The sequence below is a fragment of the Pantoea sp. V106_11 genome, from assembly GCF_029967885.1.
Classification (GTDB): domain Bacteria; phylum Pseudomonadota; class Gammaproteobacteria; order Enterobacterales; family Enterobacteriaceae; genus Pantoea; species Pantoea ananatis.
In genome coordinates this window covers 114,231-129,243 of the sequence record NZ_JASCAK010000028.1, presented here as the reverse complement: position 1 = coordinate 129,243, position 15,013 = coordinate 114,231, and the positions used below count along the sequence as shown (strand labels likewise).

Here is a 15,013-nt window from a genome sequence, read left to right as displayed (position 1 = left end):
AAACCGCCAGAAGAACATCAATGATGGGTTTATAAGTTGTTATTCATGAGCAGACTATGTCAGTAAGAATTGAATGCGATGTCGCGCAGGATGAAACGGATTGCGCAAAATTAGCCACAATTATAGAGCGGAATATTCTCAAAATAACAGATTCACTTGTTGGCGATTTACAATGGTATTCAGCCAATGCCATCTTAGTGCCAGGCAGTTTACGCGTTATTGCTGTTGAGATGACAGAGACGAATAGATTTAAGTTACTTTACGATTTTCAGTGGAATTTATTTAATCCGTGTCTGGATTTAAATGAAATCGTTACGCAAGATGAACAAGTCAGCTTCCGTATCTGCCCTGCCGCGCTTGTATTTGAGCCGATTGAGAATCAGCGCCCCTCACCTGGCGATGAATTGTAATATTTAGTAATGGAGGTGAGCAGAACTAATGATTCTACACTATTCTTAACTCAGTCCGTTATTTACAAACCCGATAACCACTTCCTGGCCGCTTCACCTAATCGCGCCGCTTTGCGGTAACTTTGCTCGCTACGGAGGGGAAAAAGATGGACGAATACTCACCGAAACGGCATGATATTGCCCAGCTTAAATACTTGTGTGAGAATCTGTTTGACGACAGCATGGCGACATTAACTGACAGTCATCACGGCTGGGTTAATGACCCCACTGCCGAAAGCAATTTACAGCTAAACGATTTGATTGAGCACATCGCCTCTTTCACCATGAATTACAAAATTAAGCACGTTGAAGACGAAGCACTGATTACCCAAATCGATGAATATCTTGATGATACCTTTATGCTGTTTAGCAACTACAGTGTAAATACTCAGGATCTTCAGCGCTGGCAACGCTCAGCGAAACGTTTATTTAATGTGTTTACTGAAGAGTGCGCTTTTCTTCAACAGCCAAGCCATTCATTATAGTACTGACGTGAGAACGGTTTATTTATGAACAAAACCCTAACTAAAACTGATTATTTGATGCGACTGAGGCGCTGTCGTTCTATTGACACGCTGGAACGCGTGATTGAAAAAAATAAGTACGAATTACCCGATGAAGAATTAGCAGTATTTTACTCAGCAGCCGATCACCGCCTGGCTGAACTGACGATGAACAAGCTCTATGACAAAGTCCCGGTGTCAGTCTGGAAATTTGTACGCTAACCTATTTTGTATTACGTTTGATCTGATTTCACCAGCCCGTTTTTGCACAACTCGCCTGCCGGCAATGGAACGGCCCAGGCGAGATTCGCCTGTTTATCATCTGGGAAGAGGGATGTTTACGAGATGAAATGGTGGAGGCCCCGCCAGCTACATCCCGGCACACACGTCACCTGCTGCGGCTGCTTCCTTCCGGACCTGACCGAGTTCACAAGCTAGCATTGCGGGAGAACCAACAGGGCCCCCATTGACTAGCCCTCATTTCGAGAGCGCAGGCATTATCGGGGATGCCCCCGGCAATTGCAAGCCTGGTCGGGATGACCGTTGGTTTCTTGTACGATCGCCGATAATTAACCCTCAATGTGATAAAATTATCGCCTTTTCTCGGGCAGGTAAGTTTATGGACAGCTCTGACAGCTTCAAACAGCGAATCTGGCAAATCGTTGCCGCAATTCCTCCCGGCCGCGTCACGACCTATGGTGACGTCGCCCTGCTGGCGGGCTCGCCAAGAGCAGCGCGCCAGGTCGGTGGCGTCTTGAGTCGCTTACCTGAGGGCAGTACGCTTCCCTGGCACCGGGTGATTAATCGCCACGGTACTATTTCGCTGCAGGGCGATCGGTTATTTCGTCAGCGAGATGCGCTGGAGGCGGAAGGCGTTGAGGTGAGTGACGCCGGTGAGATTGATTTAGACCAATATCGCTGGCGATTTTAAGGCGTCAGGGCGGCGGCAATGCCGCCCTGGTAAGGTTGCCCTGAGACCTTACATGGTCGTCGGTGCCGGGACAGCGGCTGACGGTGTAACCTGCGTCGGTGACGTTGCCGGTACGCTCGTGGCTGCGCCAGGCTGCGTTGGCATCGCCATAGAGGGGACCGGTACTAACACCAGATCGGTTTTTGTTCCGCCCTGATTGATCACCGGTTTAACCTCTTCGGTAATGAAGGCCATCTTGCCATCAACCGTAATGGCAGCGCTTAACAGGATGCGCGCATTGGGCTGAATGTCGGCCGGGTTGAAAGGCAGCACAAAATGGAATGGCGCCTGCTTCCCTTCCGTGCGCACGACGCGCTGGGACAGCACTTTCGACGGAGCATCCGCAACCGATGCATCTGACAGCGTCACGGTCAGTGCAGCATTCGGCGGCAGCGCAATGCGCTGACGAATATAGACGGATCCACTGACGTTAGGCTGAGCAATCGTTGCTGTTTGTCCTGCAACCGCTGACCCTAAAGTCGGGGTTGGAACCGGTTTGCCTTTGTGTGCACAACCCGCGAGAGCCATCGCCATCGCTACGCCACTTAACACATGCCAGAATTTCATTGATGTCGTCTCCTTTTGATCAAAATGATTTTTAGCAGTGAATCTTCATTACAGCGTTTCACTCGCCGTATGTCTTTAATGTTGGCACAAAATCAAAAGTTTGCCTGGTCGGATGAAAGACCGAAAGTCTGATTGACGGAAACTGGTCGGATCTTTCACACTTAGGCAAATACTTATTATCAGGAAAGCGTCATGAGTCAGGCACTCGAAAATCTGCTTAATTTAATCCATCTGGAAAAAATCGAAGAAGGCCTGTTTCGCGGCCAGAGCGAAGATCTTGGCCTTCGTCAGGTCTTTGGCGGTCAGGTAGTGGGACAGGCACTTTTTGCGGCCAAACAGACCGTGCCGGAAGATCGCGTCATTCACTCATTCCACAGCTATTTTCTCCGGCCCGGCGACAGCCAGAAACCGATTATTTACGACGTGGAAAGCCTGCGTGACGGTAAAAGTTTTAGCGCCCGCCGGGTCAGCGCCATTCAAAATGGTCAGCCTATTTTTTATATGACGGCCTCTTTCCAGTCGCCGGAAAGCGGTTTTGAACATCAGAAACCCATGCCGCAGGTGAAAGGGCCTGATAATCTCCCCAACGAGCAGCAGATGGCGCAAAAAATGGCCCATATGCTGCCAGAAAAGCTGCGCGAGAAATTTATCGCCGAGCGTCCGCTGGAAATCCGCCCGGTACAGATCCACAACCCGTTACGAGGCCACGTTGATAAACCGCAGCGTCAGGTGTGGATACGGGCTAACGGCACGCTGCCCGACGATTTACGCATCCATCAGTATCTACTGGGCTACGCTTCCGACCTTAACTTTTTGCCCGTGGCGCTGCAGCCCCATGGCAAAGGCTTTCTGGAATCCGATATGCAGGTGGCAACGATTGACCACTCTATGTGGTTTCACCGTGAGCTGAATTTTAACGACTGGCTGCTCTACAGCGTGGAGAGCACCTCTGCATCGGGCGCGCGGGGCTTTGTACGCGGTGAGTTTTACAACCGGCAAGGGGAACTTGTGGCGTCAACGGTTCAGGAAGGTGTGATGCGCCAGCGCAGCGAATAGTAAAAAGGGGCGAAATCGCCCCTTTTCTCTTATCGTTACAGATGAATTAATGGTTGTATGCGTTCTCGCCATGGCTGTTGACGTCCAGGCCTTCGCGCTCCTGCTCTTCCGGCACGCGCAGCCCTACAATCATATCCGCCAGTTTAAAGCCAATGAAGGCCACCACGGCAGACCAGACGATAGTCACCCCTACGCTGAACAGCTGAACGGCAACCTGATGCCCCATAGTGACGCCTGGTGCATAGCCCACGCCGCCCAGAGAAGAGGACGCGAACACGCCCGTCAGGATACAGCCGATGATGCCACAGACGCCGTGAACGCCGAATACGTCACAAGGATCGTCAACCCGCAGCCATCTTTTCAGCGTTGTTACGCCCCAGATGCCCGCCAGACCACCGGCTAAACCGATAATTAACGCGCCACCGACGCCGACATAACCACAGGCTGGCGTAATGGCAACCAGACCCGCAATAAAACCAGAACAGGCACCTAACAGAGAAGGTTTACCACGCAGCGCCCACTCGCCGAAGGTCCATGCCAGCACAGCAGCGGCAGTCGCCACAACGGTATTCAGGAAAGCCAGTGCGGCAATTTCGTTAGCTGCCGACGCCGAGCCTGCGTTGAAGCCAAACCAGCCGACATACAGAATGGCGGTACCGGTAAAGACCATTGGCAGGTTGTGAGGTTTAAATGCCTCTTTGCCGAAGCCTGCACGTTTGCCCACCAGGTAAGCACCGACCAGTCCGGCAACCGCCGCGTTAATGTGCACAACCGTGCCGCCAGCAAAGTCCAGCGCGCCATCCTGAGCCAGTAAGCCGCCTGCCCAGACCATATGCGCGATAGGCAGATAAGCCAGCGTCAGCCATACCGCCACGAAAATCAGCACGGCTGAGAAACGAATACGTTCCGCAATGGCACCGACGATCAGCCCCACGGTAATACAGGCAAAGGACGCCTGGAAAGCCACATGGATGTATTGATAAAAGCTACCCATAACCGCTGTCAGCGCAATGTTTTTCAGCATCACCCAGTTGAAGCTGCCAAAGAATGCATTGCCTTCGCTAAAGGCCAGTGAGTAGCCATAAATCACCCACAGCACACATACCAGCGAAAAGGTGACCGCCACCTGAGTGAGCATAGAGAGCACGTTTTTACCGCGGATCAAGCCGCCGTAAAACAGCGCAATCCCGGGAATTGACATAAACAGCACCAGCGCAGTGCAAATCATCATAAAGGCGTTATCGGCTTTGTCTGCAACGGCAGGCGCAGCAGCCATTGCCAGCGACGGTAACAGTGCCAGGCTGGTGAGGCCCAACTTGGTCAGCATTTTATTCATTTTTTTCCATCCCATCACATTACTGAGTCTTGTTTACAGTGCGGCTTCGTCGGTTTCGCCGGTACGTATGCGAATCACGCGCTGCAGTTCAGCAACGAAAATCTTGCCGTCGCCAATTTTTCCGGTGTAAGCCGATTTACTGATTACGTCCACCACTTCGTCCAGTTGGTCGTCTGCAATGGCGATATCAATTTTGACCTTGGGCAGAAAGTTCACGCTGTATTCCGCACCACGGTACAGTTCGGCGTGCCCTTTCTGACGTCCAAAACCTTTCACTTCGGAGACGGTCAGTCCCTGAATACCAATGGAGGATAATGCCTCTCGCACATCTTCCAGCTTGAACGGCTTAATTACGACGGTAACCAGCTTCATAGCCTCTCCTTAAGGAATTGAAATAAGTAAGTCTCATGGACACGCAGAGACTTAAGCAAAGGCTGTGCCAGATGTAAGTATTGTGCGAAATCCGTTATCAGGCCGCGACGGAATAAGGCTCAGGAAATGCTGAATATCGGTCTGGGAAAAACTGAGGGATTAATAAACGAAGCGGATGCACTCCTTTGGTGCTGTTACGCTCAAAGGCGTGCATCCTGACGGAACAATGGAGAAAAAGATGCGCAAAAAAGGTGCAATCACCCTGCGCTGACTAACGGTGCTGCCGATTCCAGTTCATCGCCAACCTGTTGCAACTGATACATTTGCCAGTAGCGCCCTTCCTCTGCCAGCAGCTGCTGGTGCGTGCCCTGCTCGACAACATGACCACGGTGCAGCACCAGTATGTTGTCTGCTTCGGTAATGGTGGAAAGACGGTGGGCGATAACCACCAGCGTCGTATGCTGACGCAGGGCGCGCAGCGTGTGCTGGATGGCCTGCTCTGTACCGGAATCGATATTTGCGGTGGCTTCATCAAGGATGAGAATCTGCGGCAGTTGTACCAGTACGCGTGCCAGCGCCAGTAATTGCTTTTGCCCCACCGACAGGTTATTCCCCTGTTCGCCCAGTCGGGTATGAATACCTGCAGGCAATGCCCGGGCCAGCGGCGCCAGCTGTACCTGCTCCAGCGCCGTCCACACGGCTTCTTCACTGATATCCCGACCCAGCCGCACGTTGGCCAGCAGCGTGTCGGCCAGTACGACCGGATCCTGCTGTACCATCGCGATGCTGCGTCGTAGCGCCTGGTGGGAATATTGCCCCAACGGACGATCGTCCAGACGGACTTCACCGCGCGTCACCGGATAGTAGCCCATTAACAGGTTTGCCAGCGTGCTCTTGCCGCTGCCGGTATGACCGACCAGAGCGACAAAGCCGCGTGAAGGCACATCCAGCGAGATGTTGCTTAGCACGTCACGATCATCGCGATAGGCAAAGCTCAGGTTATCCAGCGTAATGCGTCCGGACGCCATGGGTCGATTGCTGTCACCATAGTGCTGCTGGGGCGCATCCATCAGTTCAAAAATACGCTCGCCCGCGACAACTGCCTGCTGCAACATCGACTGCTGCGTAGTGAGTTCGATTAAGGGCTCGTTAAGCCGGCCCAGATAGGTGATAAACGCGTACAGCACCCCGACTTCGAAAACGCCGGGCATTGAGAAACTGAATAACAGCAGCAGCCCGCACAGCACCAGCGCCGAAAACAGGCTTAAAAGCGGCCGTAACAGGAAGCCATCGAGCCGCAGGGTTTCCATGCGCGCCAGATAGTGAGAGCGGCTGGCTTCCCCCATGCGTTCGCCAAAACGTGCCTGCTGGCGGAACTGCTGAATCACGCTCATCCCGCTAATCACTTCGTTAAAACCGTTGTTGATATCGGCCAGATAGCTGCGAACGCGACGCGCTATCGGTGTACTGAAGCGCTGATAAATCAGCATGACGATGAGCACCATAGGGAAAATCAACATCGCCACCAGCGCCATGCGCCAGTCCAGGCTGAACATGGCCACCATCATTGCGCCCACCAGCGCGGCGCTGCGCAGGACCGTCGCGACAACGGTCACATACAGATCCCGGACGACTTCCGTGTCGTTGGTGACCCGGGAAATCAACTGACCCACCGGCTGGGTATCAAACGCAGCGAGCGGCTGACGCAGCGCCGCGTTCATGGCATCGGTGCGTAAACGCTGCACCACGCCAATCGCAGCCTGGTTAAACAGTAACGCCTGCCCGTAATGCAGAGCGGCGGCCAGCAGCTGCAGCAGAATAAAACTCACGACCAGTCCTGCCACGATGCCCCAGGGCATTTGATGCTTCGCCACCAGATTATCGATGAAATAACTCACCAGAACCGGGCCGGTGACTTCGGCGGCGGCGGCAATCCAGAGCATCAACACGGCCAGCGACAGCGATTTGCGCCACGGTTTACCGTAGCTCAGCAGGCGTTTAAGTGTTGGCCACATACGTTGTGACTTAGCCATGCGGCACTCCTTTTTCCGTTTCATCATCATCCAGCGCGGCTTCCAGTTGCTGATAGCGATACATATCCCGATACCAGCCCGCCGCGTTGGTCAGGGCAGCGTGGTCGCCTCGCTGCGCCACGGTGCCCTGATGCAGCACCAGAATCTCGCTGGCTTCCGTGAGTGCCGACAGGCGGTGGGCGCTGATGATCAACGTGCGCCCTTTGCCCCACAGGCGCAGATTATGCAAAATTTCGTGTTCTGTGCGTCCGTCCACGGCCGACAGCGCATCGTCCAGAACCAGGATCTCCGCATCAAGCAGCAGGGCACGGGCGATTGAAATACGCTGTTTCTGCCCGCCGGACAGCATGACTCCGCGCTCCCCGACTTCGGTTTCGTAGCCTTGCGGCAGGCGTAAGATATCGTCATGGACGCAGGCCATTTTTGCCGCCTGCTCAATATCCTCCTGACTGGCATCCGGCCTGCCCAGCGCAATGTTATTGGCCACGCTGTCGGAAAACAGAAACGGCGTCTGACTGACGACGGCGAGACGGCTGCGCCAGCTGTCCAGCCGCAGCTGTGGCAGCGGGATGGAATGGTAGCGGATATCCCCTTGCTGAATATCGAAGTGACGCTGAATCAAACTCAGCAAGGTCGTTTTACCACTGCCGGTCGGGCCGCACAGGCCCAGCATATCGCCCGGCTTGAGTTGAAATTCAACCTGGCTCAGTATCGCACCTGAACTGGCGGGATAGCTGAATTCGCGAATCGAGACCTGTAACGTTCCGGCCCTGTCAGGCAAGGTTTTATCACCGTCCTCAACGACCGGTGCCTCAGAAAGCAGCGCGCGAATTCGGCTCCAGGCAGCACTGCCACGCTCAACAATGTTAAACATCCATGCCAGCGCCAGCATCGGCCAGATCATCAATCCCAGGTACATGACAAAGCTGGTGAGCTGCCCCAGCGTCATTTGATCATGCCACACCAGCCAGCTTCCGCCGCCAATCGCCAGCAGGTTGGCAAAGCCAATCGCGATATAAATGGTGGGATCAAAACGCGCATCCACTCGCGCAACGCGCAGGTTTTTCTCTCCGGTATCACGTGCAATATCGGCGAACTGCGCCGACTGATGTTGCTCCAGCCCAAATGCCTTAATCATTCGGATGCTGGTAAGGCTCTCTTGCGTCTGATCGTTCAGGCTGGAAAAGGCCGCCTGCGCCAGTTTGAAACGGTTATGCAGCTGCTCGCCATAGCGGTGAATGACCAACGCCATGAATGGCATCGGTATTAGCGATATCAGCGTCAGCTGCCAGCTGATTTGTGTACTCATGGCAATTAACACAACGCATCCCATGACCAGAGAATCCACCAGCGTCAGCACGCCTTCACCGGCAGCAAAAACCACCCGATCGACGTCGTTGGTGGCGCGGGCAATGAGATCGCCGGTTCGGTGACGCAGGTAAAACGCCGGCTGCTGACGACTGAGCTGACGATAAAAATCCTCTCGCAGCTCAACGGCCAGTTGGTAGGATGCGCCAAACAGCAGCACGCGCCAGACATAGCGCAGCAGATAAACCACCACGGCGGTCAGCAGCATAATGCCAATCCACATCAGGATGCGCCGGGCATCCATGTTTTGGTGGGTCACGCCGTCCACAATCACCCCGACAATCCACGGCGGCAGCAACTGCAGAACGGCAATAACGATCAGTAAGGTGACGGCGCCCAGATAACGCCGCCACTCACGGATAAAATACCAACTTAACTGGCTGAATAATCGCACAAGGCTGCTCTCAATCTCAGATACTCAGGGGCCAACAGGCAGGGCTGTCGTGTATTTAATCTCTTCCATCGCGAAGCTGGAGGTCACATCGATCAGGCCTGTTACACCATTAACTAAACGCTTATAAAAGGCATCATAACTTTTCATGTCGGCAACCTGAATACGCAGTAAATAATCGTACTCACCGGCCATACGGTAAAAGCCCATCACTTCCGGCATGCTCTGCACCACCGAGACGAACTCCTGATACCAGGCTTTGCTGTGCTGGGTGGTTTTGACAAACATAAAGGCCGTGAGAGAGAGGCCAAGCTTTTCATTATCCAGCAGAGCGACCCGTCCGCGAATAATGCCGTCTTCTTCCAGCTTTTTAAGGCGCTTCCAACAGGGCGTCGTGGTGAGATTAACCGCATCTGCCAGTACCTGGAGTGAAGTGGTGCAGTCCTGCTGCAGCATAGCCAACAGTTTAAGGTCAATTTTATCTGGCATACGGCCCTCCGGTAGAAATATTTTCTCCATTACCGCCATTTTAACGCAAAACCAGCAAGCTCTTTTTCCTACACGTGCCTTAAAATAATGACTTTCATCCGACCGGAAATGAACGCCATGTCAACATGCTGGGTACGCCACGCGATTAACGAAATTAACGCTGATTTTCAACGCTCAGCGGACACACACTTAATTCGCTTCAGTTTGCCGGATTTTCCGGGCATCAGGTTCTATCTCAAAGATGAAAGCACGCATCCCAGCGGAAGTCTGAAACATCGTCTGGCGCGCTCTCTGTTTCTGTACGCGTTGGCCAACGGTTGGATTAAACAAGATACGCCGGTTATTGAGGCATCTTCGGGCAGTACGGCCGTGTCTGAAGCCTATTTTGCCCGCCTGCTGGGCTTGCCTTTTATTGCCGTCATGCCCGCCAGCACCGCGAAGCGTAAAATTGAGCAGATCACCTTTTACGGCGGTCAGTGTCACTTTGTCAGCGATCCCTGTCAGCTCTATGCAGAATCCGAGCGCCTCGCTCGGGAACTGAACGGCCATTTTATGGATCAGTTTACCTACGCGGAACGGGCCACCGACTGGCGCGGCAACAACAACATTGCTGAAAGCATCTTCCGTCAGATGGCAAACGAACCCTTTCCCGTTCCTCACACCCTGATTATGAGTGCCGGCACTGGCGGTACCTCGGCCACGCTGGGACGCTATATTCGCTATCAGGGATGCGATACGCGATTACTGGTCGTTGATCCGCAGCATTCCGTTTTTTATGACTACTGGCACAACCGTGACGCCACCCTGACCAGCAATCGTGGCAGCATGATTGAAGGCATTGGTCGTCCACGCGTCGAGCCTTCCTTTATGCCCGATGTGATTGACGAAATGCTTCGCGTACCGGATGGCGCATCAATTGCCGCCATGCTGAAGCTGGAAACGCTGCTGGGACGCAAACCGGGCCCGTCTACCGGCACCAACTTCTGGGGCATGATGCAGGTGGCAAAACGCTTACGCGATAACCACGAGCAGGGCTCGCTGGTGACACTGCTGTGCGACAGCGGAGAACGTTATCCTGATACTTACTATCAACCTGAGTGGGTTGCCGAGCACATTGGCGATATTACGCCCTGGCAGCGCGAACTGGGCTAGTGCGCTATCAGACCTTGACTAACGGGGTTAAGAAGCGCCAGATCGGGCCAGTTATTGCCCCTGCAGCTGTTCAGCCGCGCGTTCAGGTATTACCATAAGCACCAATTTTTATTATTGGGACGTGCCATGAAACGCGCCGTTGTCGTATTTAGCGGTGGACAAGACTCCACCACCTGCCTGGTTCAGGCCCTACAGCATTACGATGAAGTGCACTGTGTGACCTTCGACTATGGTCAACGTCATCGTGAAGAGATTGACGTGGCCCGGGACCTTTCCTTAAAACTAGGCGCCCGAGCGCACAAGGTACTCGATGTGACCATGCTGAATGAACTGGCCGTCAGCAGCCTGACGCGAGACAGCATTCCGGTTCCCGCTTATGATCCCAAGGCTAGCGGCCTGCCGAGCACTTTTGTACCGGGCCGCAATATTCTGTTTCTGACCCTGGCCTCGGTTTACGCGTATCAGGTTGAAGCGGAAGCCGTCATCACCGGCGTTTGCGAAACCGACTTCTCCGGTTATCCCGACTGTCGCGACGAGTTCGTCAAAGCGCTTAACCACGCGATCGGCCTTGGCATGGCGCGCGATGTTCGTTTTGAAACCCCGTTGATGTGGCTTAATAAAGCCGAAACCTGGGCGCTGGCCGATTACTGGCAGCAGCTTACGTTGATCCGCGAAGAGACGCTCACCTGTTATAACGGCATCAAAGGTGACGGCTGTGGCGAATGTGCCGCCTGTCATCTGCGCTCAAACGGCCTGAATGCTTATCTGCAGGATCGCCCCGGTATTATGGCAGCCATGAAGGCAAAAACCGGTTTGCCGTAACCTCGGGCGCGGCGGCGACAGATAGCCGCCGCCTTGATGACATGAGTTAAGACATCAGTTAAGACATCAGTTAAGACATCAGTCTTTCCAGTCGCTGCCGCAGTTCGCCTTCCAGCGGGACGGCTTTCTGGGAACGCAGGTCGATGCACACGAAGGTCAGTGCCGCATCTGCAACAACGGTCTCACCACCCGCTAAAAGAACCCGCTGAGAAATGATGCCGCTTTTTCCATTAAGCTGCGTGATGTCGCTGCTGATCTCCAGTACATCGCCCAGCACCGCCGGGCGACGATAATTGATGTTGATGTTTACCACCACAAAGGCCAGTTTCTGCTCAAGCAACCAATTAAAGGCGTCCGCTTCTTCCAGCCATTGCCAGCGCGCTTCTTCTAAAAACTCCAGATAACGAGCATTGTTAACATGCTGATAGACATCCAGATGATAGCCGCGCACTTTTATCGTGGTCTGCATTCCTGTTCTCCTGCTGCTATAGATTAACTGGTTGGACCTGTTCACTTTAGCAGAGTCCGCCCGTAACAGCAGGTTAAGCATCAGAGTTGCGCATCACTTCACAATTTCAGACGCGACAGGTTTCTTTCAACCAGGGCATTACCAAAGCCGGGCACCTCTTTCAGCTGATCGATAGCCGTAAACGGCCCGTACTCTTCACGATAGCTGACGATAGACTGCGCCTTCTTGAGGCCCACCCCGTTCATCGCCTTTGATAGCTGCTCTGCCGTCGCGTCGTTGATGCTGACCAGCTCCTGCTGCGGCATGGAAACCTGCGCGGCCTGGGTTTCACTTGGGGTTTCTGCCGCTGAAAGAGGCATTTGATACAGCGCGCCACACAGGGCGAGGGAAAGATAAAAGGCGTGTAAGTTGGGTTTAGCCATGCTGTGTTTCTCCTTGTGTTAAACAGCAGGCTCAGGTTGTCATGACAATAACCTGCCCTCAAACGGCAAAGGTTAAAAATGGAAAAGGCCGCATAAGCGGCCTTGGGTTGTTTCAGTCATTATCTGAAATTTGCGAGGATCACTGCATCTGCTGGGCAGCGGCACCGTATTTGATTTTGGCCTCTTTACGCAGATTTTGCAGCAATGCTTCAAAGGCAAGCTGCGCGTTGTTCTGCGTGACGCCTTTGACCATTTCATTAATCTGCGCCTGTGGCATCGTACCGGTGCTGACCTTATCCACCGCCACCAGAACCACATTGCCCTGCATATCTTCGCTGACGCCCCAGGAGGGTTTGTTATCCTCAGGCTGTGGCAGGTTAAAGGCAGCCTGTGCCACCGGATCCTGCGTATTTCGATCAACCGTTTTACTGGCGCTCAGGGTCAGGCCTGCCGCTTTAAGCACATCTTGTTTTCCGGCTTTGAGGTCGGCTAACAGTTTATCGGCTTGGGCTTTAGCCTGCTGCGTCGCTTTGTCGTGTTTCAACGTGTCGATAATCTGTGCTTTAACCTTCTCCAGCGGTTCAACCGCTTCAGGTTTGTGCTCACTGATACGCAACACGAAGGCACGATCGCCATCCACACTGATGATGTCAGAGTTATTGCCTGGCGCGCCATTTTGTCCAACAAGCCCGCCGTTGAAAATTGCCTGCTTCACCGCGTCAAAATCGAGATCTTTCGGTACGTCGTCACGGCTAAACCAGCCCGTTTCTGTGGCTTTCATGCCCGACGCCTGCTCCGCGCCCGCAAGAGACTCATTATCATTGCTGGCCGCTTCACTCACCTTCTGCTGCAGCTTATAGAAGGCATCCACTGCTTTTTCCTGCTTGACCTCATCCGCCACCTCACTGCGCACGTCGGCCAGCGGCTTGACCTGCTCAGGGATGATATCGTCGAGGCGCGCGATCAGGAAGCCAACGGAAGACTTGATCACGCCTGACAGCTGGCCTTTCTCTTTCAGTCCGGCATTTTTCAGCTCATCCGGCGTGGTAGAAGGTTCCAGCCAGCCCATATCGCCGCCTTTGCGGGCAGAAATCGGGTCAATGGATTTGGTTTTCGCCAGTTCGGCAAAATCAGCACCGCTTTTCAGCTGAGCCAGAATGGCGTTGGCATCGGCTTCCGTTTTGGTCTGAATGACGCTGTAGCGATCGCGCTGTGGCTGGGTGTAATCCGCTTTATGCTGATCGTACCAGGCCTGAATATCCGCATCGCTGGCGTTTTCCTGCATGCCTGCCGCATCCAGTTTGATATAGCTGACCCGGAACTGTTCAGGCGCCATAAAGCTGTTTTTATGCTGCTGATAATACTGGTTGATCTCGTCATCGTTGACGGTCTGCTTCGCCGCAAGTGCATTCACGTCCAGGGTTGCGGTCTGAATATCGCGCTTCTGCGCCACCAAATCCACCAGCTTGCTGGTTTCATTTTTCAGCATAAAGTCGGTGTTGGCGATGGCGTTGATGAGCTGCTGTGTCGCCAGCTGCTTGCGCAGCGCTTCCGCATACTGGTCGGCAGTAAAGCCCATGTTGCCGATCATCGCGTTATATTTGGCGTTATCAAACTTACCGTTCGTCTGGAAAGCAGCCTGATTGAAAATCGCCTGCTTAACCTGATCGTCACTGATGGCAATGTGCAGATCTTTGATGTAGCTGTCCAGTAAGGCCTGATCGATCAGCTGCGACAGCGCCTGCTGGCGCATCTGCTGCATGTATCCATCGTTACCTGCAAGCTGCGAGAACTGGTCGCCCAGCATCTGCTGCTGGCGGTTACGTTCGCTGTTAAATGCCTGATCTAACTGCGCCCGGCTGATCTCCTGACCGTTCACTTTGGCCGCATAATCATTGTTGCCGCCAATCAGATAGTTGCCAACGCCGGTCAGCACAAAGGAGAGAATGATCAACCCCAAAATAATCTTGAGCACGACATGGTTCGACGCCGCGCGTAAATTGTCCATCATGGTATGACAACACTCCGCTGTAGTGTGAATGTAAAGCCCTGTCGCAATAACGCCCTCTTCCCGGCGCATTACTCAGCTGCAAATCTTGCTGGCAGCAATAATCCTGTTGAGACAAGCCTTGCGACCTTTACTGCCTCTCTGGATATAAAAAAAGGCACATCTTATCGATGTGCCCGTATGTTACATGAGAACGCGTTAACCGTCCTCTAATCCACTCAAGAAAATGTGTTAATGAGTGGTGGCGTTGTCATTAGTTGACAGCGTCTTTCAGTGCTTTACCTGCACGGAAACCCGGTACTTTACCTGCCGGGATAGTGATCTCTTTACCGGTTTGTGGGTTACGGCCTGTGCGCGCTGCGCGCTCACGTACTGAGAAAGTGCCGAATCCCACCAGCGCCACTTCATCTCCGCCTTTCAGCGCATCAGAAACAGAGCCCATAAATGCATCTAACACACGTCCTGCTGCTGCTTTAGAAATGTCGGCATCGGCAGCAATTTTATCGATCAGTTGTGACTTATTCACTCTATTCATCCCCTCTTTATTATTTCACATCGTACCCACGCTTCCTGTCGGGTACGAACGCGCAGCAAGTTATATCAAGC

17 protein-coding genes and 1 other RNA gene are annotated in these 15,013 nt (G+C 53.4%); 7 read left to right on the top strand and 11 right to left on the bottom strand.

Annotation, left to right across the window (positions count from 1 at the left end; all coding sequences use genetic code 11):
- Positions 1-56 precede the first annotated feature (56 nt).
- From QLG08_RS11255 to QLG08_RS11245, 3 genes are all read left to right on the top strand, one after another.
- Entirely contained in the window at positions 57-410 is a 354-nt protein-coding gene (locus QLG08_RS11255) for a hypothetical protein (RefSeq protein WP_013024905.1), read from the top strand.
- A gap of 146 nt (positions 411-556) precedes the next feature.
- The gene (gene tomB, locus QLG08_RS11250) at positions 557-934 is read left to right on the top strand and encodes an Hha toxicity modulator TomB (protein ID WP_015700827.1); all 378 of its coding nucleotides are present in this window, start codon (positions 557-559) and stop codon (positions 932-934) included.
- A 24-nt stretch (positions 935-958) separates the two neighbouring features.
- A complete protein-coding gene (locus QLG08_RS11245) occupies positions 959-1,174 on the top strand; it encodes an HHA domain-containing protein (RefSeq protein WP_013024903.1) in 216 nt (71 codons plus the stop codon).
- Positions 1,175-1,312: 138 nt separating this feature from the next.
- Here QLG08_RS11245 and ffs read toward each other — a convergent pair.
- Positions 1,313-1,409, bottom strand: an RNA gene (ffs, locus tag QLG08_RS11240) — signal recognition particle sRNA small type.
- A 162-nt stretch (positions 1,410-1,571) separates the two neighbouring features.
- On the opposite strand from ffs, the gene QLG08_RS11235 reads away from it, so the two are divergent.
- Positions 1,572-1,883: an MGMT family protein gene (locus tag QLG08_RS11235; RefSeq protein ID WP_014606432.1), complete on the top strand. Its 312-nt coding sequence runs from the start codon at positions 1,572-1,574 to the stop codon at positions 1,881-1,883.
- A 48-nt stretch (positions 1,884-1,931) separates the two neighbouring features.
- On the opposite strand, the gene QLG08_RS11230 is transcribed toward QLG08_RS11235, so the two are convergent.
- Positions 1,932-2,489, bottom strand: a complete 558-nt coding sequence (locus QLG08_RS11230) for a YbaY family lipoprotein (protein ID WP_019106636.1) — start codon at positions 2,487-2,489, stop codon at positions 1,932-1,934.
- 192 nt (positions 2,490-2,681) lie between these two features.
- Between QLG08_RS11230 and tesB the strand changes: the two genes are divergently transcribed.
- Entirely contained in the window at positions 2,682-3,545 is an 864-nt protein-coding gene (gene tesB, locus QLG08_RS11225; RefSeq protein WP_013024900.1) for an acyl-CoA thioesterase II, read from the top strand.
- A 46-nt stretch (positions 3,546-3,591) separates the two neighbouring features.
- Here the strand turns inward: tesB and amtB are convergent, their stop codons facing one another.
- From amtB to QLG08_RS11200, 5 genes are all read right to left on the bottom strand, one after another.
- Positions 3,592-4,881 (bottom strand): ammonium transporter AmtB, encoded by a 1,290-nt coding sequence (amtB, locus tag QLG08_RS11220; RefSeq protein ID WP_014606435.1) that lies wholly within the window; start codon positions 4,879-4,881, stop codon positions 3,592-3,594.
- Between the two features lie 33 nt (positions 4,882-4,914).
- Positions 4,915-5,253 (bottom strand): P-II family nitrogen regulator, encoded by a 339-nt coding sequence (gene glnK / locus QLG08_RS11215; RefSeq protein WP_013024898.1) that lies wholly within the window; start codon positions 5,251-5,253, stop codon positions 4,915-4,917.
- A gap of 257 nt (positions 5,254-5,510) precedes the next feature.
- Positions 5,511-7,286 (bottom strand): SmdB family multidrug efflux ABC transporter permease/ATP-binding protein, encoded by a 1,776-nt coding sequence (locus tag QLG08_RS11210; protein ID WP_282472913.1) that lies wholly within the window; start codon positions 7,284-7,286, stop codon positions 5,511-5,513.
- Positions 7,279-9,048 carry a SmdA family multidrug ABC transporter permease/ATP-binding protein gene (locus tag QLG08_RS11205; RefSeq protein WP_013024896.1) on the bottom strand — a complete coding sequence of 590 codons (1,770 nt, stop codon included), beginning with the start codon at positions 9,046-9,048 and terminating at the stop codon, positions 7,279-7,281. Before QLG08_RS11205 ends, QLG08_RS11210 begins: the two co-directional genes overlap by 8 nt.
- A 24-nt stretch (positions 9,049-9,072) precedes the next feature.
- Positions 9,073-9,534, bottom strand: coding sequence for an Lrp/AsnC family transcriptional regulator (locus QLG08_RS11200; protein ID WP_015700832.1), 462 nt, complete (start codon positions 9,532-9,534; stop codon positions 9,073-9,075).
- 117 nt (positions 9,535-9,651) lie between these two features.
- Here QLG08_RS11200 and QLG08_RS11195 point away from each other — a divergent pair, with 117 nt between their 5' ends.
- Both QLG08_RS11195 and queC read left to right on the top strand, forming a co-directional pair.
- A complete protein-coding gene (locus QLG08_RS11195; RefSeq protein WP_024471201.1) occupies positions 9,652-10,686 on the top strand; it encodes a PLP-dependent cysteine synthase family protein in 1,035 nt (344 codons plus the stop codon).
- A gap of 126 nt (positions 10,687-10,812) precedes the next feature.
- The gene (queC, locus tag QLG08_RS11190; RefSeq protein ID WP_015700834.1) at positions 10,813-11,508 is read left to right on the top strand and encodes a 7-cyano-7-deazaguanine synthase QueC; all 696 of its coding nucleotides are present in this window, start codon (positions 10,813-10,815) and stop codon (positions 11,506-11,508) included.
- A 70-nt stretch (positions 11,509-11,578) separates the two neighbouring features.
- On the opposite strand, the gene QLG08_RS11185 is transcribed toward queC, so the two are convergent.
- From QLG08_RS11185 to hupB, 4 genes are all read right to left on the bottom strand, one after another.
- Positions 11,579-11,977: a YbgC/FadM family acyl-CoA thioesterase gene (locus QLG08_RS11185; protein WP_014606439.1), complete on the bottom strand. Its 399-nt coding sequence runs from the start codon at positions 11,975-11,977 to the stop codon at positions 11,579-11,581.
- A 98-nt stretch (positions 11,978-12,075) separates the two neighbouring features.
- On the bottom strand, positions 12,076-12,399 hold the full coding sequence (locus QLG08_RS11180) for a helix-hairpin-helix domain-containing protein (RefSeq protein WP_013024891.1): 324 nt from the start codon (positions 12,397-12,399) through the stop codon (positions 12,076-12,078).
- A gap of 139 nt (positions 12,400-12,538) precedes the next feature.
- Positions 12,539-14,410: a peptidylprolyl isomerase gene (ppiD, locus tag QLG08_RS11175; RefSeq protein WP_015700835.1), complete on the bottom strand. Its 1,872-nt coding sequence runs from the start codon at positions 14,408-14,410 to the stop codon at positions 12,539-12,541.
- A gap of 250 nt (positions 14,411-14,660) precedes the next feature.
- Positions 14,661-14,933 carry a nucleoid-associated protein HU-beta gene (gene hupB, locus QLG08_RS11170; RefSeq protein ID WP_014606441.1) on the bottom strand — a complete coding sequence of 91 codons (273 nt, stop codon included), beginning with the start codon at positions 14,931-14,933 and terminating at the stop codon, positions 14,661-14,663.
- Positions 14,934-15,013 lie beyond the last annotated feature (80 nt).